Here is a 26,028-nt window from a genome sequence, read left to right as displayed (position 1 = left end):
CTCTGGAAATTTGAAGCCAGGCGGCTACGGCGGCTACTCGGAAAGGTGGCGCTCCACCGTCTCGACCTTGGACGTCATCCCGTCCGTCACCCCGGGGCGAATGTCCGCCTTCATGACGACGGAGACGCGCGGCGCCCGCGCCTCGACCGCGGCGACGGCGCGCTTGACGACGTCCATCACCTCGTCCCACTCACCCTCCACGGAGGTGAACATCGCGTCGGTCCGGTTGGGCAGCCCGGATTCGCGGACGACGCGGACCGCGTCGGCGACGTACTCACCCACGTCCTCGCCGACCCCCAGCGGCGTCACGGAGAAGGCGACGATCATGCGCTGACCACCCCTTCACGGCGGGCGCGCGAGGCGATCACGGCGGCCTCGGCCTCACGCTTCAGCTTGCGCTCGGCGAAGAAACCGCCGGTCGGCAGGACGGAGAGGACGAAGTAGAGGGCGGCCGTCTTCGCGTTCCACTTCGTACGGTTCCAGGCGTCGAGCCAGAACAGCACGTAGAGGATGAAGAGCACGCCGTGGACCATGCCCATCACCGGTACGGCGTTGAAGTCCGTGGTCCGCTTGAGCACCGAGCAGATGATCAGGAGCAGGAAGGAGACGGCCTCGGGGGCCGAGACCAGACGGAGGCGGCGGAGTGCGGAAGCGGTCTTGATGTCCACGGATCACCTTCGGTGGGAGGGCGGGAGCGGGGGTGGGGGCCGCTCGACGGCATCGATCTTGTGAATGCGCGCACAAGCGACCCCCATTGTGACATCGGGGTGTTCTCCGGGTTCGCTCAGGGGCCGTTGCCCTGTTCCGACCCCATATCCGACGGCTACCGTCGATACGTGGCAACGTTCCGACTGCAAGGCAGCAGGGTGCTCGCCGTGGAGATGTCCGGCGACGCCGTCAAAGCGAAGAACGGCTCGATGGTCGCGTACGACGGCCAGATGGCCTTCAAAAAGATGACCGGCGGCGGCGAGGGCATCCGGGGAATGGTGACCCGGCGCCTCACCGGCGAGCAGATGACGGTGATGGAGGTGAAGGGGCACGGCACCTGCTGGTTCGCCGACCGGGCCACCGAGATCAATCTGGTGGAGCTGCGCGGCGACAAGCTGTTCGTCGAGTCCGACAACCTCCTGTGCACGGACGCGGGCCTGCACACCGGCACGCACTTCACGGGCGTGCGCGGCGCCTCGCAGGGCAACGGCCTGTTCACCACGACCGTCGAGGGCTCGGGCCAGGCGGCGATCATGTCCGACGGCCCGGCGGTGGTGCTCCGGGTCAGTCAGCAATACCCCCTGACGGTGGACCCTGGGGCGTATATCGCGCACCAGGGAAACCTCCGGCAGAACCTCCAGTCGGGCGTCACCTTCCGCACGCTCATGGGCGAGGGCGGCGGTGAGGCCTTCCAGATCCGCTTCGAGGGCGACGGTTTGGTGTACGTCCAGCCCAGCGAGCGGAACACGATCGCGGGGGACGTCTGACATGCCCTTCCAAGAGATCAACTCGAAGGTCGTCGAGGCGACCGTCGTGCCGGGCCAGCGGCTGTTCAGCCAGCGCGGCGCCATGCTCGCCTACAAGGGGGACGTCTCCTTCACACCCAACGTCCAGGGCGGGCAGGGCGGCCTTGCCTCCATGATCGGGCGCCGGGTCGCCAATGAGGCGACGCCCCTGATGACCGTGGAGGGCAGCGGCACGGTCCTCTTCGGGCACGGCGGCCACCACATCCAGGTGATCACCCTCTCCGGAGACACCCTCTACGTGGAGGCGGACCGGCTGCTCGCGTTCGACGGGACCTTGCAGCAGGGGACGATGTTCATGGGCTCCCAGGGCGGCGTCATGGGCATGGTCCGCGGGCAGGTCTCCGGCCAGGGCCTGTTCACCACCACCCTCAAGGGCCAGGGCGCGGTCGCCGTCATGGCGCACGGCGGGGTCATCGAGGTACCGATCACCCCGCAGCGGCCGGTCCATGTCGACCCGCAGGCCTATGTCGCGCACCACGGCGACGTACGCAACAAGCTCTCCACGGCGCTCGGCTGGCGCGACATGGTGGGGCGAGGCTCCGGCGAGGCGTTCCAGCTGGAGCTGTCGGGCAGCGGCGCGGTCTACGTCCAGGCATCGGAGGACAAGCTGTGAACCCCTCAATGCCCGCGGCAGGGCCCACGGTCTTCGACCCGATGACGCTGCCGAGCGACGACAGCGTGAACGCGTACACCTTCTGCGTGGAGCTCAAGGGGAGCCAGTGGTTCCTGCAGAAGGGAAAGATGATCGCCTACTACGGGTCGATCGAGTTCAACGGCATCGGGCACGGCCGCCTGGATCGTCTGGTGCGCACGAGTTTCCATTCGCCGCTGCACGCGAGCGACTGGGTCGTGGCGGACGGCCAGGGCAAGATGCTCCTCGCCGACCGGGCCTTCGACGTGAATTCGTACGACCTCGAAGAAGGCAACCTGACCATTCGCTCCGGCAACCTCCTCGCTTTTCAGCCAACTCTCTCGCTGAAGCAGTCCATCGTCCCGGGCTTTCTGACCCTGATCGGCACCGGCAAGTTCGTGGCCGCGTCGAACGGCCCGGTGGTCTTCATGGAGCCGCCGATCCGGGTCGACCCGCAGGCCCTGGTGGGCTGGGCCGACTGCCCCTCGCCCTGCCATCACTACGACCATGGCTATATGACCGGAGTCCTCGGTGGCCTGCGGGCGCTGACCGGGATCGGCGGCACCTCAGGTGAGGAGCACCAGTTCGAGTTCGTGGGAGCGGGCACCGTGCTTCTGCAGTCCTCGGAGGCGCTCATGGCCGAGCAGGCGACGGGCGCGGTGCCCCATCAGGCGGGGGTGCCGGGTGGACAGGGCGGGCAGGGCGCACCGGGTCAACGTGGCCAACACGGACAGCAGCCGGGACAACCGCGCCTTCCCGGACAACTGGGGGACCTCCAGCGTCGCTTCGGCCTGTGAGCGGTAGTCTGCGGAGTGTGACGGCGAACGTCTGTGCCCCTCTGTCACCTGGGGGGCGAGAGGCGCGTGTCACACACCCCCATTCGTTCACCTTTCAACTTCTTAGGTAGAATCGATTCCATGGAGACCGATACGGCCCCGCAGTGGCTGACCAACGAGGAACAGTGCGCCTGGCGCACCCACGTGGAGGTCAACAGGATGCTGACTTATCAGCTCGAGAAGGACCTCCAGCCGTTCAACCTGACCATGAACGACTACGACATCCTCGTGCATCTCTCCGAATCGGAGGAGCAGCGGATGCGTATGAGCGATCTCGCGGCCGCCACACTGCAGTCCAAGAGCCGCCTGTCCCATCAGATCACCCGTATGGAGAACGCGGGCCTGGTCCGCCGGGAGAACTGCGAGTCCGACCGGCGCGGGCTCTACACCGTCCTCACAGACGACGGCATGGAGACCATGAAGCGGGTCGCCCCGCACCACGTGGCCTCCGTCCGCCAGCACTTCGTCGACCTGATCTCACCCGAGGCGCTCGGCGAACTCCACAAGGCTCTGACCCCGATCGCGGAACACCTCCGCGCCCAGCGGGGCAAGCCCTGACCCTCACCGGCGGACGACAGGGATCCGGAGCTCGAAGAGCGCTCCCCCACCGGGGGCCTCCCGGACCGTGAGCGTGCCGCCGTGGCGCGTGGCCACATCGCGCGCGATGGCGAGGCCCAGACCCGCCCCGCCGTCGTCACGGGCGCGGGCGTCATCGAGGCGGACGAAGCGTTCGAAGACGCGCTCGCGTTCGCTCTCCGGCACGCCCGCTCCGTCGTCGGAGACCTCAAGGACCGCCCATCCGCCCTCCACGCGGGTGGTGACCGTGACGTGTGAGCCCGCGTGGCGCTGCGCGTTGGTCACGAGGTTGCCAAGGACACGCGCCAACTGGCTCCGGGAGCCGGTGACCTCGGCGTTCCCCAGTTCCATGCGGACGTCGACGCGGTCCCGCGTGCGCTGCGAGAGTTCCTCGCGGGCCAGCGCCCCCAGGTCCACATGTCCACCGCCCGGCTTCTCACCCGCGTCGAGACGCGCGAGGAGAAGCAGGTCGGCGGCCAGCTCCTGAAGCCGTACGGTGTCGGCGACCGCGCCGTCCACGTCCAGCAACTCCGGGTGGGCAGCGCCCACTTCGAGCTGGGTGCGCAGGGACGCGATCGGGCTGCGCAGCTCGTGCGAGGCGTCGGCCACGAAGCGGCGCTGGCGCTCCACCGAGCTCTGCAGGGCGGCGAGCGTCTCGTTCGTGGTCGTGGCCAGACGCGCGATCTCGTCGTGCGTGTCCGGCTCGGGCACACGGCGCGCGAGGTCCTCGGAGGCGGTGATCGCCGCCATCTCCGAGCGGATCGCGTCCACCGGGCGCAGGGCGCGGCGCGTCACCAGCCAGGTCACGGCGGCGATGACGGCGAGCAGCAGCGGGAAGCCGATCAGCATGGAGGTCAACGCCGTGGAGACCGCGCTCCGTTCGGCGGCGAGCGAGCCGCCCGCGTACACGGTGAGGTCGCCCTTCTTCTCGACGTTCACCTCGACCGCGGCGAAGCGGTACTCCTCCGTGTCGCCGTCGACGGTCGCAGAACCGCCGCTGTACTCGGTGTCCTCGGAGATCTCCCCCGCGTCGAGCGCGTCCTCGCCGCTGTCGCCTTCGTCGTCATCGTCGCCGCGGGGCGGGGTCGCCGCCGGCCGCGGCTTGACCTCGCCGACTCCCGTACCGCTGATGCTCTCCAGGTCGTCGCTGACGGCGACCAGCCTGCGGTCGGCGTCGACGACCTGCACCGGATTGTCCTCGCCGTCCAGCTCCAGGTCTCCGTAGCCGACGTTCGCGGCGAGCCGGGACGCGACCTGGCGGGCGGCCGAATCGGCCTGTCCGTCCGCCTGGTCGATCAGATTCGCGCGCAGCGAGAGAAGCACGGCGGCGCCGGCCGCGACCAGCGCGACGGCCACGACGAGGCTGGCGCCGAGCGTTGCCCGGGCCCGGACGGAACCGAAGAGCCGCTTCATCGCGGGGCCTCCAGGCGGTAACCGGCGCCGCGCACCGTCTTGATCAACTGGGCGCCGAGCTTGCGCCGCAGGGCGCTGATGTACACCTCGACGATGTTCGGGTCCCCTTCGTAGGCGAAGTCCCAGACGTGCTCCAGGATGTCGCCCTTGGAGACCACCTCGCCGGTGCGCAGGACGAGCTGCTCAAGGACCGCGAACTCCTTCGCGGTGAGCGCCACTTCGTCGTCGCCACGGAAGACGCGGCGCGCGGCGGTGTCGACCTTGAGGTCGCCGAGGGTGTGGACGGGAGACGGGCCGCCGTTGCCGCGGCGGCGCAGGAGCGCCTTCACACGTGCAACCAGTACGACGTACGAGAAAGGCTTGGTGAGGTAGTCGTCGGCGCCCGTGTCGAGCCCCTCGGCCTCGTCGTACTCGCCGTCCTTCGCCGTGAGCATCAGGATCGGTACGTCGTGTCCTGCGGCCCGCAGGGTCGAGCAGACGCGGTAGCCGTTCATGCCGGGCAGCATGATGTCGAGGATGACGAGGTCGTACGTTCCCTCGCTCGCCCGGTGCAGTCCGTCGATGCCGTCGTGTACGACGTCCACGGCGTAGCCCTCGGCTGTCAGACCCTTGGCCAGGGACAACGCGAGGCGCTTTTCGTCTTCCACGATCAACAGGCGCATGCGTTCAGGGTCGCAGAGCGAAGCTGAAGAGTTCTTCAGGCGGCTTCAGGCTGCGTTCAGGGTCGCTCAGCCAGATTGTTCCTTGTCGAAAGCGAACGGCAGCGGCTCACCGGCCGCGGGCCACCGTCTCGGGAGGAACCCCTTATGAAGCGCAACATCGTCATCGCCACAGTCGCCGCCATCGCACTGGTCGGGGGCGGCACGGCGTCGGCACTCGCCGTCACCGGCGACGACGAGTCGTCGGCCGCCGCGAAGAAGTCGAGCGTTCAGCTGAAGCACGACGAGGGCTCTGAGGACGACGCCAAGGAGAACACCGCCGAGGTGAAGGCCGCCAAGGTGACGGCGGCCGACGCGATCGAGGCGGCGCTGGCGAAGCAGTCCGGTACGGCGGTCTCCGCCGAGCTGGACGACGAGGACAACGGCGGCCTGGTCTGGGACGTCGACGTACTCGGCAAGGGCAGCACGTGGCACAGCGTCCAGGTCGACCCCGGCACCGGCAAGGTGCTCGGCACGCACACCGAGCAGGACGAGGACGGCGACGCGAAGCGGGTCTCCGCTGCCCTGAAGGGCGCGTCCGTCTCCGCCGAGGACGCGGCGAAGGCTGCCGCCGACAAGGGCACGGTGACGTCCGTGGACCTGGATGACGACGGTACGACCGGGGCCTGGGAGGCGGAAACCTCCGGTGCCAAGGGTGCGGAGTCGGACTGGAAGGTCGACCTGCAGTCGGGCAAGGTCACGGCCGACAAGTCGGACAGCCACGATGACTCCGACGACAACGACTCGGACGACGACGGCTCCGACGACTGACGGCTCCGACGACTGACGGTCCCCCGTCCCCCGATGAGCCGGCCCCGCAGGGACACCCTGCGGGGCCGGCGCACGTGCGCTACATCCTGAACCGCCGCTTCGCGGCGGGAACTCTCCCGCCCACCCACCCGATTGCCCCGGGGTGATCGGGTGGGCGGGCGGGAAAAAATCGCCGCGAAGCGGCGGCTCGTCCGGCTGCGGGACCACCCGGCTCGCCCGCCCCGAGGCGGAGCCCACCGCGCGGCTCGGGTCACCCCGAGGTCAAGCTGGCCACCAGTTCATCCGCCGCCGCATAAGGATCCAGCTCCCCCGCCACGATCCGTCCCGCCAGCGCCGAAAGCCGCGCGTCCCCGTGGAGGTCCGCGATGCGCTCCCGCAAAGCTGTGACCGCGATGGTTTCCACCTCGCGGGACGCCCGCGTCGCGCGGCGTTCCGTGAGGACTCCCCGCTCCTCCATCCACGCCCGGTGCTTCTCCAGGGCCTCGACGACCTCCTCGATGCCCTCGCCCCTGGCGGCCACCGTCTTCACGATGGGCGGGCGCCAGTCGCCGGGGCCGCGGGACTCCCCGAGGCCCAGCATGTGGTTCAGCTCGCGCGCGGTGGCGTCCGCGCCGTCCCGGTCCGCCTTGTTGACGACGTACACATCGCCGATCTCCAGGATTCCCGCCTTCGCCGCCTGGATTCCGTCGCCCATCCCGGGGGCGAGCAGCACCACCGACGTGTCCGCCTGCGAGGCGATCTCCACCTCGGACTGGCCCACGCCGACCGTCTCCACCAGGATCACGTCGCAGCCCGCCGCGTCCAGGACGCGGATGGCCTGGGGTGCCGACCAGGCGAGGCCGCCGAGGTGGCCGCGGGTCGCCATCGAGCGGATGTAGACGCCGGGGTCGGACGCGTGCTCCGACATCCGGACCCGGTCGCCCAGCAGCGCGCCCCCGGAGAAGGGTGACGACGGGTCGACGGCCAGGACGCCGACCCGCTTCCCCGCCCTGCGGTAGGCGGAGACAAGCGCCGACGTCGAAGTCGACTTGCCGACACCCGGCGATCCGGTGAGGCCCACCACGTACGCGTGGCCCGCCAGCGGAGCCAGCGCCGCCATGACTTCGCGGAGCTGCGGCGACGCCCCCTCCACCAGTGAGATCAGCCGGGCCACGGCCCGTGGCCTGCCCTCGCGGGCCTGCGCCACCAGGGAGGGGACGTCCTGCATGTCAGACAGCTCCGTTCCAAGACGTAAAGGGAAGGTGTAAGCGCCGACGCGTCAGGCCTTCGCCACCCTCACGATCAGTGCGTCACCCTGCCCGCCGCCACCGCACAGCGCCGCCGCGCCCACGCCACCGCCGCGCCGCTTCAGCTCAAGGGCGAGGTGCAGGACCACACGCGCGCCGGACATCCCGATCGGGTGACCCAGGGCAATGGCGCCGCCGTTGACGTTCACCTTTTCCGAGGACACCCCGAGGTCCTTCATTGACTGCACCGCGACCGCGGCGAAGGCTTCGTTGATCTCGATCAGGTCGAGGTCCGCGACGTCAAGGCCCTCCTTCTTCAGGGCGTGCTGGATGGCGTTCGACGGCTGCGACTGGAGCGAGTTGTCCGGGCCCGCCACGTTGCCGTGCGCGCCGATCTCCGCGATCCAGTCAAGGCCGAGCTCCTCGGCCTTCGCCTTCGACATCACCACGACGGCGGCGGCGCCGTCGGAGATCTGCGAGGAGGTGCCCGCCGTGATCGTGCCGTCCTTGGCGAAGGCGGGGCGCAGCTTGCCGAGCGACTCGGCGGTGGTCTCGGCGCGGATGCCCTCGTCCTTGGCGAACAGGACCGGGTCGCCCTTGCGCTGCGGGATCTCGACCGGGGTGATCTCGGCCTCGAAGATGCCGTTCTTCTGGGCGGCGGCGGCGCGCTGGTGGGAAGCGGCGGCGATCTCGTCCTGCTCGGAACGTGCGATGCCGAGGCGGGTGTTGTGCTTCTCCGTGGACGCGCCCATGGCGATGTTCTCAATGGAGTCCGTCAGACCGTCGTACGCCATGGAGTCGAGCATCTCGATGGCGCCGTACTTGTAGCCCTCGCGCGACTTGGGCAGGAGGTGCGGCGCGTTCGTCATGGACTCCTGGCCGCCGGCGACGACGATGTCGAACTCGCCCGCGCGGATCAGCTGGTCGGCGAGCGCGATCGCGTCGAGCCCCGACAGACACACCTTGTTGACGGTGAGCGCGGGGACGTTCATGGGGATGCCCGCCTTGACGGCGGCCTGGCGTGCCGGGATCTGCCCTGCCCCGGCGGTGAGCACCTGGCCCATGATCACGTACTGCACCTGGTCGCCGCCGATGCCGGCCCGGTCGAGCGCGGCCTTGATCGCGAAGCCACCCAGGTCGGCGCCGGAGAAGGACTTCAGGGAGCCGAGCAGGCGGCCCATGGGCGTGCGCGCGCCCGCGACGATCACTGAGGTGGTACCGGTCGTTCCAGACATGTGCCACGGCCCCTTGGGAGGAGAAGTTAATGAGGGTTTACTTGAATGTACTGAGCGGTACGCCGCGCGTCATCGGGCGCTCGGTGTGATCGCGCGCACGTTGCGTAATCACGGCCGGAAGGGCTGCACTTAAACCATGCTGACGCGAATCGATCACATCGGGATCGCCTGTTTCGACCTCGACAAGACCGTCGAGTTCTACCGGGAGACGTACGGCTTCACGGTGTTCCACACCGAAGTCAATGAAGAGCAGGGCGTGCGCGAGGCCATGCTGAAGATCAATGAGACGAGCGACGGCGGCGCCTCTTATCTGCAGCTCCTCGAATCCATCCGCGAGGACTCCGCGGTGGGCAAGTGGCTGGCGAAGAACGGCGAGGGTGTGCACCACATCGCCTTCGGCACCGCCGACGTGGACGGCGACGCCGCGGCCATCAAGGACAAGGGCGTACGCGTCCTTTATGAGGAGCCGCGCATCGGTTCCATGGGCTCCCGCATCACGTTCCTGCACCCCAAGGACTGTCACGGTGTGCTCACCGAACTCGTCACCTCCGCGGCCCAGGAGTCACCGGAGCACTGACCTCCGCATACTTGGGCCGGTAGGGTTGGGGTCGGCCGTCCGAAGTAAGGGCGGCCGGTCGTCCGTACGCTGGGCGGCCGCTTGCCGGGGTCCGGGTTTCGGGGGACGAGCGTCGGGGCAGCAGCCCATGCTCTGCTGTTGATCTGACACCATTCCCCGGGGGCCCCGTTCGGCGGATGGACAGGGCTCGTAAGAAGAGACTTGCGACCAGGGGACGGATGGGACCGCGCAGTGCGGGGCTACGAACGCCAAGAGAGCTCGCGGGCTGAACCGGACCATCTTTCGCGGTTCGAGGCCGAGATGGACCGGCTGAAGACCGAACGAGAGAAGGCTGTTCAGCACGCCGAGGACCTCGGCTACCAGGTCGAGGTGTTGCGCGCCAAGCTGCACGAGGCGCGCCGCAACCTCGCGTCCCGCCCTGCCTATGACGGCGCGGACATCGGCTATCAGGCCGAGCAGTTGCTTCGCAATGCCCAGATCCAGGCCGACCAGCTGCGCCAGGATGCCGAGCGCGAGCTGCGCGACGCCCGTGCGCAGACCCAGCGGATCCTCCAGGAGCACGCCGAACAGCAGGCCAGGCTCCAGTCGGAGCTGCACTCCGAGGCGGTGTCACGCCGTCAGCAGCTCGACCAGGAGCTGTCGGAGCGCCGCCAGACCGTCGAGTCGCACGTCAACGAGAACGTGGCGTGGGCCGAGCAGCTCCGGGCACGCACCGAACAGCAGGCGCGCCGCCTGCTCGACGAGTCCCGCGCCGAGGCCGACCAGGCCCTCGCGGCGGCCCGTGCCGAGGCCGAGCGCGTCACCGAAGAGGCCCGCCAGCGCCTTTCGAGCGACGCCGAGTCGGCCCGCGCCGAGGCCGAGGCCATCCTGCGCCGGGCCCGCACGGACGCCGAGCGCCTCCTGAACGCCGCCTCCACGCAGGCGCAGGAGGCCACCGACCACGCCGAGCAGCTGCGCTCCACCACGGCCACCGAGTCCGAGCAGGCGCGCCGCCAGGCCACCGAGGCGAGCCGGGCCGCCGAGCAGCGCATGACGGAGGCCGAGACGGCGCTGCGCGAGGCGCGCACCGAGGCCGACAAGGTCCTCGCCGAGGCCAAGGAATTGGCGTCCAAGCAGCTCTCGGCCGCCGAGGGCGCCAACGAACAGCGCACGCGTACGGCCAAGGAGCAGGTCGCGCGCCTTGTCGGCGAGGCCACCAAGGAAGCCGAGGCCACGAAGTCCGAGGCCGAGCAGCTCGTCGCCGACGCCCGTGCCGAGGCCGAGAAGCTGATCAAGGACGCCGCCGAGAAGGCGCGCACGATCACCGCGGAGGAGACCGCGGGCCAGCTCGCCAAGGCCGCCCGCACCGCGGAGGACGTACTCGACAAGGCGTCCAAGGACGCCAAGGAGACGACGAAGGCCGCCACCGAGGAGGCCGAGCGGATCCGCTCGGAGGCCGAGGCGGAGGCGGACCGGCTGCGCGCCGAGGCGCACGACATCGCCGAGGAGCTCAAGGGCACGGCGAAGGACGACACCAAGGAGTACCGCGCCAAGACCGTCGAGCTGCAGGAGGAGGCGCGCCGGCTGCGCGGCGAGGCCGAGCAGCTGCGGGCCGACGCGGTCACCGAGGGCGAGCGGATCCGTGGCGAGGCCCGGCGCGAGGCCGTCCAGCAGATCGAGGAGGCGGCCAAGTCCGCCGAGGAGCTGCTCGCCAAGGCGAAGGCCGACGCGGACGAGCTGAAGTCGGCCGCGACCACCGAGAGCGAGCGGGTCCGCACCGAGGCCATCGAGCGTGCCACGAGCCTGCGCAAGCAGGCCGAGGAGACGCTGGAGCGCACCCGCGCCGAGGCCGAGCGGCACCGCGAGGAGGCCGCCGAGCAGGCCGAGGCCGCGAAGTCGGAGGCCGAGGACGCCGCGCGGGCCCTGCACGAGGAGACCGAGCGGGCCATAGCGGCACGTCAGGCCGAGGCCGCCGACGAGCTGACGCGCCTGCACACGGAGGCCGAGGAGCGTCTCGCCTCCGCCGAGCAGGCGCTGACCGACGCCCGCGCCGAGGCCGAGCGCATCCGCAAGGAAGCGTCGGACGAGACGGACCGCCTCCGTTCGGAGTCCGCCGAGCGGATCCGCACCCTTCAGTCGCAGGCCGAGACCGAGGCCGAGCGGCTGCGCACGGAGGCCGCCGCCGACGCCTCGCAGGCGCGCGCCGAGGGCGAGAACATCGCCGTACGGCTGCGTTCGGACGCCGCCGCCGAGGCCGAGCGGCTCAAGACCGAGGCCCAGGAGTCCGCCGACCGGGTCCGCTCGGAGGCCGCTGCCGCCGCCGAGCGGGTGGGCGCGGAGGCCGCGGAGGCCCTGTCCGCGGCGCAGGAGGAGGCAGCGAGGCGCCGCCGCGAGGCCGAGGAGACCCTCAGCTCCGCGCGCGCCGAGGCCGACCAGGAGCGTGAGCGCGCCCGCGAGCAGAGCGAGGAACTCCTCGCCTCCGCCCGCAAGCGCGTGGATGAGGCCCAGGCCGAGGCAGTCCGCCTCGTCGAGGAGGCCGACCGCAGGGCGACCGAGATGGTCTCCAGCGCCGAGCAGACCGCCCAGTCCGTACGGGACTCGGTGGCGGGCCTCCAGGAGAGCGCGCAGGAGGAGATCGCGGGCCTGCGCAGCGCCGCCGAGCACGCGGCGGAGCGTACGAGGACCGAGGCGCAGGAGGAGGCGGACCGTGTCCGCTCCGACGCGTACGCGGAGCGGGAGCGGGCCACCGAGGACGCGGGCCGCATCCGGCGCGAGGCGACCGAGGAGTCCGAGGCCGCCAAGTCGCTTGCCGAGCGCACCGTTTCGGAGGCGATCGCGGAGGCCGAGCGGATGCGTTCGGACGCGTCCGAGTACGCCCAGCGCTCGCGCACCGAGGCTTCGGACGCGATCGCGTCGGCCGAGCAGGACGCCTCCCGCACCCGGGCCGACGCCCGCGAGGACGCCAACCGCATCCGCGGCGACGCGGCGAGCCAGGCCGACCAGCTCATCGGCGAGGCGCGCAGCGAGGCCGAGCGGCTGCAGAACGAGACGATCGCCGAGGCCGAGCGGCTGCGCGGCGAGACGGCTTCGGAGGCCGAGCGGCTTCGTACGGAGTCGGTGGCCAAGGCCGAGAAGCTCATCTCGGACGCGTCGGGCGACGCCGAGCGGCTTCGCGCGGACGCCGCCGAGACGGTCGGCTCCGCCCAGCAGCACGCCGAGCGCATCCGGGCCGAGGCCGAGCGCGTCAAGGCGGAGGCCGCGGCCGAGGCCGAGCGGCTCACCTCGCAGGCGCGGGCCGAGGCCGAGCGCACCCAGGACGAGGCGCGCCAGGCCGCCAACAAGCGGCGCTCCGAGGCGGCCGAGCAGGTCGACACCCTCATCACGGAGGCGGCGGCCGAGGCCGAGAAGCTGACGAAGGACGCCCAGGAGAAGGCGCTCAAGGCCACCACGGAGGCGGAGGCGCAGGCCGACACGATGGTCGGCGCCGCACGCACGGAAGCCGACCGGCTCATCTCCGAGGCGACGGTCGAGGGCAACTCCCGGGTGGAGAAGGCGCGTACGGACGCGGACGAGCTGCTCATCGGCGCCCGCAGGGACGCGACCGCCATAAGGGAGCGCTCGGAGGAGCAGCGCGACCGCCTCACCGCGGAGATCGAGGAGCTGCACGAGCGTGCGCGCCGCGAGTCCGCCGAGGCGATGAAGACCGCGGGCGAGCGCTGCGACGCTCTTGTGAAGGCCGCGCAGGAGCAGCTCGCCGAGGCCGAGGCAAAGGCCAAGGAGCTGGTGTCGGACGCGAGTTCCGAGGCGGGCAAGGTGCGCATCGGCGCCGTGAAGAAGGCCGAGGGGCTGCTCAAGGAGGCCGAGGCGAAGGTGGCCACGCTGGTGCGCGACGCCGAGCGCGTCAAGGCGGAGGCGAAGGCCGAGGCCGAGCGTACGGTTGACGAGGGCAAGCGCGAGCTTGCGGTCCTCGTCAGACGGCGCGAGGACATCAACGCCGAGATTTCCCGTGTCCAGGACGTACTGGAGGCGTTGGAATCCTTTGAGGCCCCACCGGCCGCCGGTGCCAAGGACGGTGGCGTCAAGGCCGGTGCGGCGGCGGGCTCAACTCGATCGGGTGGCAAGCCGTCCGAGGGCTAGCCAAAGAACATCTCGCGTGCTTCGTAAGGACCTTCGGCACTGTCCCTGGCAAGTGCTCCGGCGGTTAGCCACTCAAAAGGGGTGTCATTCTCCAGATCAAACGGGCATCTGCTCGATGACACGCCGCTTGGACCCCTAGGATTCCCTCTATCACCTCACCGGTCTCATTCGACAGGAACCCCATGAGCGACACTTCCCCCTACGGCTTCGAGCTTGTGCGGCGTGGGTACGACCGCGCTCAGGTGGACGAACGTATCTCCAAGCTCGTCTCCGACCGTGACAGCGCTCTTGCTCGTATCACTGCTCTGGAAAAGCGCATTGAGGAGCTGCACCTCGAGACGCAGAACGCGCAGGCGCAGGTAGCCGACGCCGAACCGTCGTACGCGGGCCTCGGCGCGCGTGTCGAGAAGATCCTCCGCCTCGCCGAGGAGGAGGCCAAGGACCTGCGCGAGGAGGCCCGTCGCGCAGCCGAGCAGCACCGTGAGCTCGCCGAGTCGGCGGCCCAGCAGGTGCGCAACGACGCCGAGTCGTTCGCGGCAGAGCGCAAGGCCAAGGCGGAGGACGAGGGCGTCCGGATCGTCGAGAAGGCCAAGGGCGAGGCGGGCACGCTGCGCAGCGAGGCGCAGAAGGACGCGCAGCAGAAGCGCGAGGAGGCTGACGCGCTCTTCGAGGAGACCCGCGCCAAGGCCGCCCAGGCCGCCGCGGACTTCGAGACGAACCTCGCCAAGCGCCGCGAGCAGTCGGAGCGTGACCTGGCCTCGCGTCAGGCCAAGGCCGAGAAGCGGCTCGCGGAGATCGAGCACCGTGCGGAGCAGCTGCGTCTTGAGGCGGAGAAGCTGCGTACGGACGCCGAGCGTCGCGCCCGTCAGACGGTGGAGACGGCTCAGCGTCAGGCGGAGGACATCGTCGCCGATGCCAACGCCAAGGCGGACCGGATCCGCAGCGAATCCGAGCGCGAGCTTGCGGCGCTGACGAATCGTCGCGATTCGATCAACGCTCAGCTCACCAATGTGCGGGAGATGCTGGCCACGCTCACGGGTGCGGCTGTGGCTGCCGCCGGGACGCCTGCCGAGGATGAGCCTGTCTCTCGTGGGGTTCCGGCTCAGCAGACTCGCTGACGGTGCGGCTGGTCGCGCCCCGCGGCGCAGCCGCAGATGTCACAGCCCCGCGCCCCTTACGGGCGCTTGCAGGGCCCTCTGTCCAAGTGGCAGGGGGCTCTGTCCCGTCTTAGCGTGGCCGCATGATCGAGCTCGAGGGGCTGACCAAGCGGTACGGCGAGAAGCTGGCCGTCAACAACCTCACCTTCACCGTGCATCCGGGGGTCGTCACCGGCTTCCTCGGCCCGAACGGCGCCGGCAAGTCCACGACGATGCGCATGATGCTCGGGCTCGACAACCCCTCGGCGGGGGCCGTGCGGATCGACGGCAAGCGGTACGCCCAGCTGAAGGAGCCGCTCAAGTACATCGGCGCCCTGCTCGACGCCAAGGCCATGCACGGCGGGCGCAGCGCCTTCAACCATCTCCTGTGCCTCGCGCAGAGCAACGGCATCCCACGGGCCCGCGTCCACGAGGTACTCGACACCGTCGGGCTGACCCAGGTGGCCAGGAAGAAGGCCAAGGGGTTCTCGCTCGGCATGGGGCAGCGGCTCGGGATCGCGGGGGCGCTGCTCGGTGACCCCGAGATCCTGATGTTCGACGAGCCGGTCAACGGGCTCGACCCCGAGGGCATCCACTGGATCCGGAACCTGATGAAGTCCCTCGCCTCGCAGGGCCGTACGGTCTTCGTCTCCTCGCACCTGATGAGCGAGATGGCACTCACGGCCGAACACCTCGTCGTCATCGGGCAGGGGCGGCTCCTCGCCGACACCTCGATGGCGGATTTCATCCAGCAGAACTCACGGTCATACGTCCGACTGCGCTCGCCGCAGCGCGAGCGTCTCCTCGATGTGCTGCACCAGGAGGGGATCGCCGCCGTCGAGGCGGGCAACGGCACCCTTGAGGTCGACGGCACCACCGCGGAGGACCTCGGTGAACTCGCCGCACGCCATCAGCTCGTACTCCATGAACTGAGCCCCCAGCGGGCCTCCCTGGAGGAGGCCTTCATGCAGCTCACCGCCGAGTCGGTGGAGTATCACGCGCACGCCGACCACGCGGGCCCCGGCGCCCCGCCGCCTCCGGCACAGTCCGGCGGCTGGGGCGCGGGCTGGGCCAACCAGAAGAAGGGGTCCTGAGCGATGGCCGCGACGCAGGTACTGAAGTCGGAGTGGACCAAGATCCGCTCGGTCTCGTCGACCGTGTGGACGCTGGGTCTCGCGGTGGTCGTCACGGTCGGGCTCGGGCTGCTGATCAGCATTCTGGCGAAGAACGACTACGACAGCCTCAACGCCCAGGACCGCAGGGTCTTCGACCCGACCTTCACCAGCTTCGCCGGGATGAGCCTCGGCCAGCTCGCCATGATCGTATTCGGCGTGCTCGTCGTCTCGAACGAGTACAGCACCGGCATGATCCGCACCTCGCTCTCCGCGGTCCCGCAGCGCGGCACCTTCATGGTCAGCAAGGTGGTGGTCGCCACGCTGCTCTCCCTGGTGGTCGGCCTCGTCACCAGTTTCATCACGTTCTTCGTGGGCCAGGCGGTGCTCGGCCAGTACAAGGCGTCGATCAGCGACCCGGGCGTCCTGCGGGCGGTGATCGGCGGCGGCCTCTACATGACGCTCATCGTGATGTTCTCGATGGGCGTCGCCACGATGCTGCGCAGCCCGATGCTGTCGCTCGGCATCCTGATGCCGTTCTTCTTCCTGATCTCCAGCATCCTGGGCAACGTATCGGCGACGAAGAAGATCGGCCGCTTCCTCCCCGACCAGGCAGGAAGCAAGATCATGCAGGTGAAGACCCCGCTAGACGACGACACTCCGTACGGGCCCTGGGGCGGGCTCGCGATCATGGTGGTGTGGGTGGCGGTGGCGCTGATCGGCGGGTACGCGCTGCTGAAGAAGCGGGACGCGTAGTCCCTGCGGGGAAACGGTTTTACCCGCTCTTGGCTGGAACCGTCAGCTCCCCGATATCCTCCTAACCCTTACGGGGGCGTGTGCCCCGACGTCCTGAACCATTCGATGGGTGCGGAGAATGATCGAGGCAGTCGGCCTGACGAAGCGCTACGGCGCCAAGACAGCCGTGTACAACCTTTCCTTTCAGGTGCGGCCCGGCACGGTCACCGGCTTCCTGGGCCCCAACGGCTCGGGCAAGTCGACGACCATGCGCATGATCCTCGGGCTCGACCAACCCACCACGGGCCAGGTGACGATCGGCGGCTACCCGTACCGCAAGCTCCCCAACGCCCCCCGCCAGGTCGGCGCGCTGCTCGACGCGAAGGCGGTGCACGGCGGGCGGCACGCGCGAAATCACCTCCTGTGCCTCGCGCAGCTCTCCGGCATCCCGGCCCGCCGCGTGGATGAGGTGCTCGGTGTCGTGGGCCTTCAGGACGTGGCGAAGAAACGTTCCAAGGGCTTCTCCCTCGGCATGGGCCAACGTCTGGGCATCGCGGCCGCGCTGCTCGGCGACCCGCAGGTGCTGCTCTTCGACGAGCCGGTCAACGGCCTGGACCCCGAGGGCATCCTCTGGGTCAGGAATCTGATGAAGTCCCTCGCCGCCGAAGGGCGTACGGTCTTCGTCTCCTCGCACCTGATGAGCGAGATGGCACTCACCGCCGAGCACCTGATCGTGATCGGCCGGGGGCAGATGCTCGCGGACATGAGCGTCAAGGACTTCATCTCGCACAACTCCGCCGACTTCGCCCGGGTGCGGGTGCCGGAGGGCGAGGTGCAGCAGCGCGAGAAGCTGTCGGCCGTGCTGAGCGAGGCCGGCGGGCAGGTCATGCCCGAGCAGGACGGTGCGCTGCGCGTGACCGGCCTTCCGCTGCCCCGCATCAGCGACCTCGCGCACGGCGCCGACGTCCGCGTGTGGGAGCTCTCGCCGCACCAGGCCTCGCTGGAAGAGGCGTACATGCGGATGACGCAGGGCGCCGTCGACTACCGCTCGACGGTCGACCAGCGCGCGGGACTACAGCAGCAGCTGCCGCCGGGTGCGATGCCGCAGGGGCCGATGCCGGTGCCCGGCCAGGGCCAGCCCGGGTGGTACGCGCCGCCGTCGCCCCAGCAGGGCGGCCAGCCGTTCGCGATGCCGCAGGGCGCTCCCCAGGGTCCGCCGCAGCACACCCCGAACCCGTACGCGGCCGCGGCCCCGCAGGCAGCCGCTCCCGCCCCTGCTCCTGCCCCAGCTCCCGCCCCCGCCCCCGCCCCCGAGATGACGAAGCGCGCGACCGACAGCGAGGACCCCCGATGACCACGCCTCCGACTCCGCAGCCGCAGGCGCAGCCCCAGCAGGCCCCGCAGGCCCCGCAGGCCCCCCAGCAGGCCTACGCACCGGTAGGCGCCCCGATGGCTCCCCCGCCGGCCGCCCCCGCGCCGCCCTCCGCCTGGCAGCAGGCCATCAACAACGCCTACACCTCGCCGATCCCGGTCAAGAAGACCCACCTCGGCAACGCGCTCGCCTCCGAGTGGACGAAGATCAAGTCGGTCCGCTCGACGATGTGGACGCTCGGTGTCTTCCTGCTCCTGGTCATCGGCATCGGCCTGCTCGTCGCCGCCCAGACGCAGGACCGGGACTACGCGGACGTGCCGTTCACGATCCCGGCGTTCTTCGGTCTCGTACTCGGTCAGATCTGCCTGATCACGCTGGGCGTCCTGGTGACGTCGTCCGAGTACGGCACGGGCATGATCCGTACGACGTTCACGGCCTCGCCGCAGCGCTACCGCGTGCTCGCCGCCAAGTTCCTGGTCTTCTTCGTGATCGCCTTCGTCGTCGCGGCGGGCTCCATCCTGCTGGTGGGCCTGATGACGTCGGGGATGCACAGCGGTCCGGAGGCGGGCGACGGCGACTGGTCGGGCACGGTGCTCAAGGGCGGCCTCTACGTCTCGCTCCTCGGCGTCCTCGCGCTCGCCGCGGGATCGATGCTGCGCCACTCGGCGGGCGCGATCACCGCGATGCTCGGCGTGGTCCTGGTGCCCGCGATCCTGCCCGTGTTCCTGATGATCTCCGAGGGCACACGGCCGCTCGGCGAGAAGATGCTGGACTACAACGCCATCAACTCGCTCGCCAAGATCTTCGAGATGGACGGCGAGGGCGGCGGCACCTCGCAGCTCATGCTGCTCGTCGGCGTGACGGTCGCCGCGGTCGTCGGCGCCTTCGCACTCCTGGAGAAGCGCGACGTGTAGCCGCAGGCCGTCAGTATCTGGGCGCGTTACGGGACCGCTGCACCCGCGTGGTGCGGCGGTCCCTCGCGTTCCAGCAGGCCTTGTGCCAGTGTCTGCGCTCGTCCACACCGGAGTGCTCGGGCCAGGCCACCACGTGCGCGACCCCGGAGGGGATCTCCTGGTCGCAGCCGGGGCAGCGGTAGCTCTTGCCGGCCGCGCTCGCGCCCGCGACGTGGCGCAGGCTCCACTCCTCGCCCTGCCAGCTCTCCGTGGACTGGAAGCCGCCGTAGCGGCCCGAAGGACCCGTGCCCGCGCCCATGCGCGGACCGTCTTCTCCGGCGCCCTTCGGGCGGTTGCGACGCGGGGACACGGGACACCTCACGGGATGTACGGGGTCAAAGAGTGTGTCCAGCCTACGCGGCGCACGGCGGGGTAGGCGTTCTTCACCAACCCCCACAGATCCCCCCCTGCATTCCGCAGAAAATCCGTCAATCCTCATGCGAAGCCGTGCCTTTGGCACGTGTCAAGCGTTGTTGCCCGTAGGGGGAGTGCCTGCGTCGGCGCCAAGGAGGCAGGAGTGCGATGCGTGTAGGTAGTTTTGTTCTGGCCGCCCAGTTCCCCGGACAGGGGCAGGGCGAGGCGCTGCACCGCGCGGTGCGGTCCGCCGAGGTGGCCGAGGAGGCAGGTCTCGACGCGGTCTGGCTCGCCGAGCACCACTTCGTTCCGTACGGCACGTGTCCGTCCGCCGTGACCCTCGCCGCGCTCCTTCTCGGGCGTACGCGGCGCATCCGCGTCGGCACCGCCGTGAGCGTGCTGCCGACCGTTCACCCCGTCGCCCTGGGCGAGCAGGCGGCCCTGCTGCACCTGACGTCCGGCGGGCGCTTCTCGCTGGGCGTGGGGCGCGGCGGGCCGTGGGTGGACCTGGAGGTCTTCGGGTCAGGTCTCGACGCGTACGAGAAGGGCTTCCCGGACTCCCTCGACCTGCTGCTGCGGTGGCTGCGCGAGCCCCGGGTCGCGAGCGACGCGGGCCGCTTCTCGTTCCGCGAGGTCGCCGTGGTGCCTCGCCCGCAGGAGGCGCTGGCCTGCTCGGGAGAGGACACCGAGGAGCCCGCCGACGGGCCCGAGGTGATCGTCGCCTGCACCTCGCCGTCCAGTGTGCGGCTCGCGGCGGAGCGCGGTCTGCCGATGCTGCTCGGCATGCATGTCGGCGACGAGGAGAAGGCCGAAATGGTGGCGTTGTGGCGCAGGCACGCGCGCGCCGCGGGGCGTACGCCGGAGGAGGTCCACCGGGCGCCGCACGTCTCCGCCGGGGTCGCGCAGATCGCGGACCGGCGTCTCGACGCGGCGGAGACGCTGCAGAAGGCGATGCCGGGCTGGCTCAAGCAGGGCCTGGACGCCCATGTCACGGTCGACGGCCGCGCGCGGGCGATGCGGGACCCGCTGGCGTACACCGAACTGCTCTGCGGACTACACCCGGTGGGCACCCCCCAGGTGTGCGCCGACCGGCTCGCCGCCACCTCGGAGCGCACGGGGATCACCCGCTTCGCGCTGCTTGTCGAGGGGTCGGGCGATCTCGCCACGACCGAGGAGAACGTCCGGAGGCTGGGCGCCGAAGTGCTGCCCCAGCTGGGCTGAGCCGCTGAGGTGGGGAGCTGCCGCTCCGGTACTAGTACACCTCCCGCGTACGGAGCGGCAGCAACGCGCTTCAGCAGTCCCGCAGTTCGGGCGACTGGTTGAGCAGCTGGCCCCGGACCGAAGTGAACCGGGCCAGCCTGTCGTCCACGGACGCGTCCAGCGGGAACACCGCCACGCGGTGGCAGTTCTGGAATGCCAGTCGCACTCCGAAGTGCCGCTGCAGAGCTCCGCGAATCGCGTCACTCGCGAGCGCACGCAGCAGCTGGCCACGTGCCTGCTCGTTGGGCGGCGGCGTCTGGTTGTCGGCGAACTCGCCGCCGTCAACCTTCAGCTGGGCCACCAGGGAGCTGATCATCTCCCATGCGTAAGGCAGGGAGGTCCGGACGCAGTCGACGAATTCCGCTTCATCGACCTCGCCTCGCTCGGCCTGTTCCAACAGTGCCGGTGAGACGTCGAGCGACATGGGTTCTCCTCTCGCACCCCCGGGGAGCGGGGGCTTCCGGACAGGGAAGGAGCCCGCACACGCAGCGTGCACGCACGGCGACCTCCTGCTTATACGGTAAGCACCGGACCCGTGCTGCACCAGGAGATTGGGAACACAACCGGCCAGGATCGAACAGGTTCATCGTTGGAGAAATCGCGTGGACCACCCGGTGTCGAGTAGCGTTGCGCCCCATGCGTCTCGTCATTGCCCGATGCTCCGTGGATTACGCGGGCCGGCTCACAGCCCACCTCCCGTCGGCCCCCCGTCTGATCCTTGTGAAGGCGGACGGCAGTGTCTCGATCCATGCGGACGACCGGGCCTACAAACCCCTCAACTGGATGTCTCCGCCGTGCACGTTGAAGGAGGGCGCCGGAGACGACGCGGGCGTCTGGACCGTCGTGAACAAGGCGGGCGAGAAGCTCATCATCACGATGGAAGAGATCCTGCACGACTCCTCGCATGAACTGGGTGTCGACCCGGGCCTCATCAAGGACGGCGTGGAAGCGCATCTTCAGGAGCTGCTCGCCGACCGGATCGAAACGCTCGGCGAGGGCTACTCACTGATCCGCCGCGAGTACATGACGGCGATCGGCCCGGTGGACATCCTCTGCCGCGACGCCGACGGGCAGACCGTCGCCGTGGAGATCAAGCGGCGCGGCGAGATCGACGGCGTCGAGCAACTCACCCGCTATCTCGACCTGTTGAACCGCGATCCGCACCTGGCCCCCGTCAAGGGCATCTTCGCCGCCCAGGAGATCAAGCCGCAGGCCCGCGTCCTCGCCACGGACCGGGGCATCGGCTGCGCCGTCCTGGACTACAACGCGATGCGCGGCATCGAGGACGACAAGCTGCGGCTGTTCTGAGTTCTTCCGTACGCGTCTGAGTTCTTCCGTACGCGAGAGGGCCGGGTCCTGGTGGACCCGGCCCTCTCGTGTCAGATCACCGTCGACGCGGTCGACGCGGGGCTGCTCGCGGAACGGCTCGCCGAGTTCGACGTGTCCGGGGACGCGGGCGGGTCCGGCGTGGTGCTCGGCGGCGGTGTCGTCGGCGGCGGGGTGGTCGGCGGCCTCGTCGTGGGCGGCCTGGTGGTCGGCGGCTTCGTCGTAGGCGGTTTGGTGGTCGGCGGCTTCGTCGTGGGCGGTTTCGTCGTCGGCTTGTCCGAGGTGTCGTCCGACGGCTTCCCGCTGCCGCTCGGGTCGTCCGACGGTTCGCCGGACGTGCTCGGCCCGCCGTCGTCCGCGGTGCCCGGCACGTCGTCCGGGCCGTCGCTGTCCGGACGGCTCGTCGAGTCCTTCGCCGGCTTGTCGGCGTTCAGGCCGTCGTCGCCTTGGTCCTCGCTCGCCGACTGCTCCGTCTTGACCTTGTCGGGCGGGTTGTCGTCGTTGCCGGACGTCGCGCCGAGGGTCACCACGGTGCCGAGTACGGCCGCCAGGAGGGCCCCCGCGCCCGCCGCCACCAGGTTGCGCCGGGTGCCGCTGACGATGGAGCGGCGGGTCGGCGCCGGGCCCGGGACCACGGCGGGCGAGGCGTTGCGGGTGACCAGCGTCTCGGGCTCCGGGGGCGGGGCCGGCAGCGCGAACGCCGCCGGGATGCCGCCGGGGGGCGATGCCGACTCCTCGTAGCGCGCGTCGGGCACCTCTTCGCCCGCCGCCGCGTGGCCCACGGGCAGCGTGCCGCCCGAGCGGTCGGCGACCAGGGCGAGGGCCCTGCGGCCCGCGATCATGCCCCGCTTGTCGGCGAGCGCGCCACGCAGGCCGATGGAGGCCTCCAGCTCGACGCGGGCCCGGTCGAGCTGTCCGCCGCAGAGCGCGAGGATGCCGAGCTCATGGTGGAAGTACGCCTCTTCGGCGACCTCCCCAGCGGTCCGCGCCGCCTCCTGGCCCGACCGCAGGGCACGCTCCCAGCTCCCCCAGTCGAGCCCTCCCGCGAAGGCGGGCGCGACGGTGCGGGCGAGCAGCACCGCGGCGCTCTCCTCGCCGCCGGCGGACGCCCCCGAGGCGGACTGCCCGGCGACCAGGGCGCTCAGCGCCGCGAGCACCGCGTCCGCCTCGGCCGTGACCCTCTCGGGACCCACCGAGGGATGCCCGGCCCACCAGGCGTAGTGCTGAGCGGCGCTCTGGGCGCGTTCGGGGGTGTCGTCCGCGTACCCGGAAGCCTCAAGTTGTGTGCGCACCCCGGCGGCGAGCCGGTAGTGCGAGCCGACGGGCGTGACGAGCGCGGCGGAGACCAGCTCGGCGAGGGCCGCGTCGGCGTGGGTGTCGCCCACCAGGGCCGGCAGATGCGCCTGGTGCGGCAGCTCGCCGCCGAGCGCGACGGCGAACCGCAGCGTGGCGCGCGCCGACGGGCTGAGCCGGGAGGCGAGCAGCACGGCGGGCGCCGCACCGTCGGCGAGCGAGGGCAGCGGTACGTCGTGGCCCTCGGCGTCGAAGGGCGCGTCGACGGGTCCTTCGGCGAAGTAGCCGTACTCGTCGAAGGCGTTCGGGTCGGCGCGCAGCTGGTCGCGCTGGCGCAGCAGGGCGCCGGCCTGGACGAAGCGCAGGGGCAGGCCCTCCGACTCGAACCACAGATCGCCCGCCCAGCTCGCCTCGTCGTCCGTCAGGACGCGGCCGACGGCACGCTCGAGGAGTTCGAGCCCGCCGCTGCGGCCGAGTCCGCCGAGGAAGACCTCTTCGAGGTGGGAATCGGGGGACGGCGCGGCGACGTCGGGTGTCGCGGAGACCAGGAAGGCGCACTCGGGCGTGGCCTCCAGGAGCTCCTCCAGTGCGGCGGCGCCGAACTCCAGGTCGTCCAGGACGACGACCGCGCCGATCTCGTGGACGAGTTCGAGCAGCAGGGCGCGGTCGGGGCGGTGCAGCGGGGCGTTGTAGACCACGCCGAAGAGGTCCTGGAGCAGGTCGCCGGGCGTCTTGTGGTACCCGGAGAGCCGCACTACGCCGTCCGGCGCGAGGTCCGCGCAGTCCTCGGCCACGGCATTCAGGAGCGCCGTGCGCCCCGAGCCCGCGGGTCCTGTGAGCCGCACCGAGCGCCCGCGTGCGAGCAGGCGCACGAGGCGTTCGCGCTCCTCCTGCCGCTCGAGGAGCGGCGTCCGCGGGAGTGCGGGCCCCGGCGGCACGGGCGGCGCGGAGGCGCGGCGCACCTCGGCGCGCTCGGCGGCGGTGCGCTTGACGGGTCGCGTCGGCTGTTCGCCCGGCGGGCAGGGTTCGATCTCGCTGCCGTCGACGGGGTTCACGGTGAGCAGGAAGTCGCCCGAGACGAGCTGGACGGTGCGGGCGAGCGTGGGCGCGGGCTGCCCGAAGTCGGGCGTCAGCGGATCGCGTGGCGGCCTGGAACGGCGCGCCGGGTCGTCGTCGTTGATGCCGTCATGGCCGTACTCTTCCGGTCCCCGGTTCATCGGGTCCATGGTCAAAGCCCCCCAGATGCGTGGTGTACACAGCCCCCTCCGGCCTTGTGCACACTGCGCTGTCGCTTCTGGTCCGGTGCCCCCGCTCGGGCGTCTGTCTTCGTCATGACGGTGGGCGACCGAACCCTAGACCTTCGCTCAGTATCTACGAACGGGCGGGGTACCGCGCCGTCCGAGACGTCACAGCTTCGTGAGGATTGTGCGCGAAGCGCGCGTTTCACACACGGGGAAGTGATTCGACCCCGATGCCGCCCTCGATGGCGAGGATCCGGTGCAGCCGGGTAGCCACGAGCAGGCGCTGCATCTGGGGCGGCACACTGCGCAGCACGAGTCTGCGGCCGCACCGTCCCGCGCGCCGGTGCGCGCCCATGATGACGCCGAGTCCCGTGGCGTCCCACGAGTCGAGTTCGGACAGGTCGAGCACCAGGTCGCCGGCGCCGTGGTCGACGGCCGAGTGCAGGACCGTTCGGGCGTCCGCCGCGCTGCGTACGTCGAGGCGTCCCCCGACGACCAGCTGGGCCTGGTCGCCCCTGATGTGCATATGCGCTCCCCGAGAGTGCTGAGTTTCCTGTGACGTCTGTTCCGTAAGCCGTCTGCGTATGTCACTGCAACTGACTGCCGCATGGGCAAGGAAGTTGCCGTCTGTAAGCGAACCGATACCGAATTCACTCCGAGGGGTGACCCCGCGAGGGAGGTTCGGGGACGTCAGTGCTTGTAGAAGCCCTGCCCGCTCTTGCGTCCGATGTCACCGGCGTCAACCATCCGGCGCATCAGCTCGGGCGGTGCGAACTTCTCGTCCTGGGACTCCGTGTAGATGTTGCTCGTGGCGTGCAGCAGGATGTCGACGCCCGTCAGGTCGGCGGTCGCGAGCGGTCCCATGGCGTGTCCGAAGCCGAGTTTGCAGGCGATGTCGATGTCCTCGGCGGTGGCGACGCCCGACTCGTAGAGCTTGGCGGCCTCGACGACGAGCGCGGAGATCAGACGGGTCGTCACAAAGCCGGCGACGTCGCGGTTCACGACGATGCAGGTCTTGCCGACGGACTCGGCGAACTCACGTGTGCGGGCGAGGGTTTCGTCGCTGGTCTTGTAGCCGCGCACGAGTTCGCACAGCTGCATCATCGGCACCGGCGAGAAGAAGTGCGCGCCCACGACCCGCTCCGGACGCTCCGTCACGGCCGCGATCTTCGTGATCGGGATGGCGGAGGTGTTGGAGGCGAGCACGGCGTCTTCGCGCACGATCTTGTCGAGCGTACGGAAGATCTCGTGCTTGACCTCGAGCTTCTCGAAGACGGCCTCGACGACGATGTCGGCGTCCGCGACCGCGTCCATGTCGGTGCTCGTCGTGATCCGCCCGAGCGCCGCCTCGGCGTCCTCGGCTGCCAGCTTGCCCTTGCTGACGAACTTGTCGTACGACGCCTTGATGCCGTCGGTGCCACGGGTGAGGGCCGCTTCGGTGACGTCGCGCAGGACGACGTCCCAGCCCGCCTGGGCGGAGACCTGAGCGATGCCGGACCCCATGAGTCCGGCGCCGATGACGGCGAGCTTCCCTGCCACTGTTCCGACTCCCCTACCGCTTATCACGCCTGGCTTACACGCTGTTTACGCAAGCCCTTGCGGCGGACATTAGTCGCCGTGAGCGGCGGAGTGGCGGCGAAGAGATGCGCGTCA

25 protein-coding genes are annotated in these 26,028 nt (G+C 70.3%); 14 read left to right on the top strand and 11 right to left on the bottom strand.

Annotated elements, in window-relative coordinates; all coding sequences use genetic code 11:
* Positions 1–33: 33 nt before the first annotated feature.
* Together ACGFX9_RS16740 and ACGFX9_RS16735 are read right to left on the bottom strand one after the other, a co-directional pair.
* Positions 34–327, bottom strand: coding sequence for an MTH1187 family thiamine-binding protein (locus ACGFX9_RS16740; protein ID WP_249587703.1), 294 nt, complete (start codon positions 325–327; stop codon positions 34–36).
* Positions 324–668, bottom strand: a complete 345-nt coding sequence (locus ACGFX9_RS16735; protein ID WP_393408162.1) for a DUF3817 domain-containing protein — start codon at positions 666–668, stop codon at positions 324–326. The genes ACGFX9_RS16740 and ACGFX9_RS16735 overlap by 4 nt, the downstream gene beginning before the upstream one ends.
* A 168-nt stretch (positions 669–836) precedes the next feature.
* Here ACGFX9_RS16735 and ACGFX9_RS16730 point away from each other — a divergent pair, with 168 nt between their 5' ends.
* The 4 genes from ACGFX9_RS16730 (at position 837) to ACGFX9_RS16715 (ending at position 3,539) form a co-directional block, all read left to right on the top strand.
* A complete protein-coding gene (locus tag ACGFX9_RS16730; protein WP_393471565.1) occupies positions 837–1,475 on the top strand; it encodes an AIM24 family protein in 639 nt (212 codons plus the stop codon).
* A 1-nt stretch (position 1,476) separates the two neighbouring features.
* Positions 1,477–2,127 (top strand): AIM24 family protein, encoded by a 651-nt coding sequence (locus tag ACGFX9_RS16725; RefSeq protein ID WP_393471562.1) that lies wholly within the window; start codon positions 1,477–1,479, stop codon positions 2,125–2,127.
* 8 nt (positions 2,128–2,135) lie between these two features.
* Positions 2,136–2,942, top strand: a complete 807-nt coding sequence (locus ACGFX9_RS16720; RefSeq protein WP_393472468.1) for an AIM24 family protein — start codon at positions 2,136–2,138, stop codon at positions 2,940–2,942.
* A gap of 120 nt (positions 2,943–3,062) precedes the next feature.
* The gene (locus ACGFX9_RS16715) at positions 3,063–3,539 is read left to right on the top strand and encodes a MarR family winged helix-turn-helix transcriptional regulator (protein ID WP_393471559.1); all 477 of its coding nucleotides are present in this window, start codon (positions 3,063–3,065) and stop codon (positions 3,537–3,539) included.
* Positions 3,540–3,542: 3 nt separating this feature from the next.
* Here ACGFX9_RS16715 and ACGFX9_RS16710 read toward each other — a convergent pair whose 3' ends face one another.
* Positions 3,543–4,970 (bottom strand): ATP-binding protein, encoded by a 1,428-nt coding sequence (locus ACGFX9_RS16710; protein WP_393471556.1) that lies wholly within the window; start codon positions 4,968–4,970, stop codon positions 3,543–3,545.
* Positions 4,967–5,632: a response regulator transcription factor gene (locus tag ACGFX9_RS16705; protein WP_393471553.1), complete on the bottom strand. Its 666-nt coding sequence runs from the start codon at positions 5,630–5,632 to the stop codon at positions 4,967–4,969. Before ACGFX9_RS16705 ends, ACGFX9_RS16710 begins: the two co-directional genes overlap by 4 nt.
* Positions 5,633–5,776: 144 nt before the next feature.
* Between ACGFX9_RS16705 and ACGFX9_RS16700 the strand changes: the two genes are divergently transcribed.
* A complete protein-coding gene (locus ACGFX9_RS16700) occupies positions 5,777–6,439 on the top strand; it encodes a PepSY domain-containing protein (protein ID WP_393471550.1) in 663 nt (220 codons plus the stop codon).
* 250 nt (positions 6,440–6,689) lie between these two features.
* Here ACGFX9_RS16700 and meaB read toward each other — a convergent pair whose 3' ends face one another.
* Together meaB and ACGFX9_RS16690 are read right to left on the bottom strand one after the other, a co-directional pair.
* Complete coding sequence (gene meaB, locus ACGFX9_RS16695; protein WP_393471547.1) at positions 6,690–7,646, bottom strand: methylmalonyl Co-A mutase-associated GTPase MeaB; 957 nt, start codon at positions 7,644–7,646, stop codon at positions 6,690–6,692.
* A 51-nt stretch (positions 7,647–7,697) separates the two neighbouring features.
* Complete coding sequence (locus ACGFX9_RS16690) at positions 7,698–8,900, bottom strand: acetyl-CoA C-acetyltransferase (RefSeq protein WP_393471544.1); 1,203 nt, start codon at positions 8,898–8,900, stop codon at positions 7,698–7,700.
* A gap of 136 nt (positions 8,901–9,036) precedes the next feature.
* Here ACGFX9_RS16690 and mce point away from each other — a divergent pair, with 136 nt between their 5' ends.
* The 7 genes from mce to ACGFX9_RS16655 all read left to right on the top strand — a co-directional run bounded on the left by mce (position 9,037) and on the right by ACGFX9_RS16655 (position 18,862).
* Positions 9,037–9,477 (top strand): methylmalonyl-CoA epimerase, encoded by a 441-nt coding sequence (gene mce / locus ACGFX9_RS16685; RefSeq protein ID WP_393471542.1) that lies wholly within the window; start codon positions 9,037–9,039, stop codon positions 9,475–9,477.
* A 231-nt stretch (positions 9,478–9,708) separates the two neighbouring features.
* Complete coding sequence (scy, locus tag ACGFX9_RS16680) at positions 9,709–13,593, top strand: polarized growth protein Scy (RefSeq protein ID WP_393472465.1); 3,885 nt, start codon at positions 9,709–9,711, stop codon at positions 13,591–13,593.
* Between the two features lie 182 nt (positions 13,594–13,775).
* Positions 13,776–14,711 carry a cellulose-binding protein gene (locus ACGFX9_RS16675; RefSeq protein WP_344529168.1) on the top strand — a complete coding sequence of 312 codons (936 nt, stop codon included), beginning with the start codon at positions 13,776–13,778 and terminating at the stop codon, positions 14,709–14,711.
* 122 nt (positions 14,712–14,833) lie between these two features.
* Positions 14,834–15,823, top strand: a complete 990-nt coding sequence (locus tag ACGFX9_RS16670) for an ABC transporter ATP-binding protein (RefSeq protein WP_393471539.1) — start codon at positions 14,834–14,836, stop codon at positions 15,821–15,823.
* Positions 15,824–15,826: 3 nt separating this feature from the next.
* Positions 15,827–16,597 carry an ABC transporter permease gene (locus ACGFX9_RS16665; protein WP_393471536.1) on the top strand — a complete coding sequence of 257 codons (771 nt, stop codon included), beginning with the start codon at positions 15,827–15,829 and terminating at the stop codon, positions 16,595–16,597.
* A 118-nt stretch (positions 16,598–16,715) separates the two neighbouring features.
* The gene (locus ACGFX9_RS16660) at positions 16,716–17,930 is read left to right on the top strand and encodes an ATP-binding cassette domain-containing protein (RefSeq protein ID WP_393471533.1); all 1,215 of its coding nucleotides are present in this window, start codon (positions 16,716–16,718) and stop codon (positions 17,928–17,930) included.
* A gap of 95 nt (positions 17,931–18,025) precedes the next feature.
* Positions 18,026–18,862, top strand: a complete 837-nt coding sequence (locus ACGFX9_RS16655) for an ABC transporter permease (RefSeq protein ID WP_393472462.1) — start codon at positions 18,026–18,028, stop codon at positions 18,860–18,862.
* Positions 18,863–18,872: 10 nt separating this feature from the next.
* Here the strand turns inward: ACGFX9_RS16655 and ACGFX9_RS16650 are convergent, their stop codons facing one another.
* Positions 18,873–19,211, bottom strand: a complete 339-nt coding sequence (locus ACGFX9_RS16650) for an ATP/GTP-binding protein (protein ID WP_393471530.1) — start codon at positions 19,209–19,211, stop codon at positions 18,873–18,875.
* A gap of 212 nt (positions 19,212–19,423) precedes the next feature.
* Between ACGFX9_RS16650 and ACGFX9_RS16645 the strand changes: the two genes are divergently transcribed.
* The gene (locus ACGFX9_RS16645; protein ID WP_393471527.1) at positions 19,424–20,476 is read left to right on the top strand and encodes an LLM class flavin-dependent oxidoreductase; all 1,053 of its coding nucleotides are present in this window, start codon (positions 19,424–19,426) and stop codon (positions 20,474–20,476) included.
* 70 nt (positions 20,477–20,546) lie between these two features.
* On the opposite strand, the gene ACGFX9_RS16640 is transcribed toward ACGFX9_RS16645, so the two are convergent.
* Positions 20,547–20,939 (bottom strand): SCO5389 family protein, encoded by a 393-nt coding sequence (locus ACGFX9_RS16640; protein ID WP_393471524.1) that lies wholly within the window; start codon positions 20,937–20,939, stop codon positions 20,547–20,549.
* A 212-nt stretch (positions 20,940–21,151) separates the two neighbouring features.
* Between ACGFX9_RS16640 and nucS the strand changes: the two genes are divergently transcribed.
* Positions 21,152–21,823 carry an endonuclease NucS gene (gene nucS / locus ACGFX9_RS16635; RefSeq protein ID WP_393471521.1) on the top strand — a complete coding sequence of 224 codons (672 nt, stop codon included), beginning with the start codon at positions 21,152–21,154 and terminating at the stop codon, positions 21,821–21,823.
* A 71-nt stretch (positions 21,824–21,894) separates the two neighbouring features.
* Here the strand turns inward: nucS and ACGFX9_RS16630 are convergent, their stop codons facing one another.
* From ACGFX9_RS16630 to ACGFX9_RS16620, 3 genes are all read right to left on the bottom strand, one after another.
* Positions 21,895–24,360 (bottom strand): ATP-binding protein, encoded by a 2,466-nt coding sequence (locus tag ACGFX9_RS16630; protein WP_393471518.1) that lies wholly within the window; start codon positions 24,358–24,360, stop codon positions 21,895–21,897.
* 217 nt (positions 24,361–24,577) lie between these two features.
* Positions 24,578–24,901: an STAS domain-containing protein gene (locus tag ACGFX9_RS16625; RefSeq protein ID WP_393471516.1), complete on the bottom strand. Its 324-nt coding sequence runs from the start codon at positions 24,899–24,901 to the stop codon at positions 24,578–24,580.
* Between the two features lie 164 nt (positions 24,902–25,065).
* Positions 25,066–25,914 (bottom strand): 3-hydroxyacyl-CoA dehydrogenase family protein, encoded by an 849-nt coding sequence (locus ACGFX9_RS16620; RefSeq protein ID WP_393471513.1) that lies wholly within the window; start codon positions 25,912–25,914, stop codon positions 25,066–25,068.
* Between the last annotated feature and the right edge of the window lie 114 nt (positions 25,915–26,028).

This window comes from Streptomyces sp. NPDC048436, assembly GCF_043200355.1.
Lineage (GTDB): Bacteria > Actinomycetota > Actinomycetes > Streptomycetales > Streptomycetaceae > Streptomyces.
Note: the sequence above shows the minus strand (reverse complement) of the source record. Positions and strands in the feature narration are given on the sequence as shown.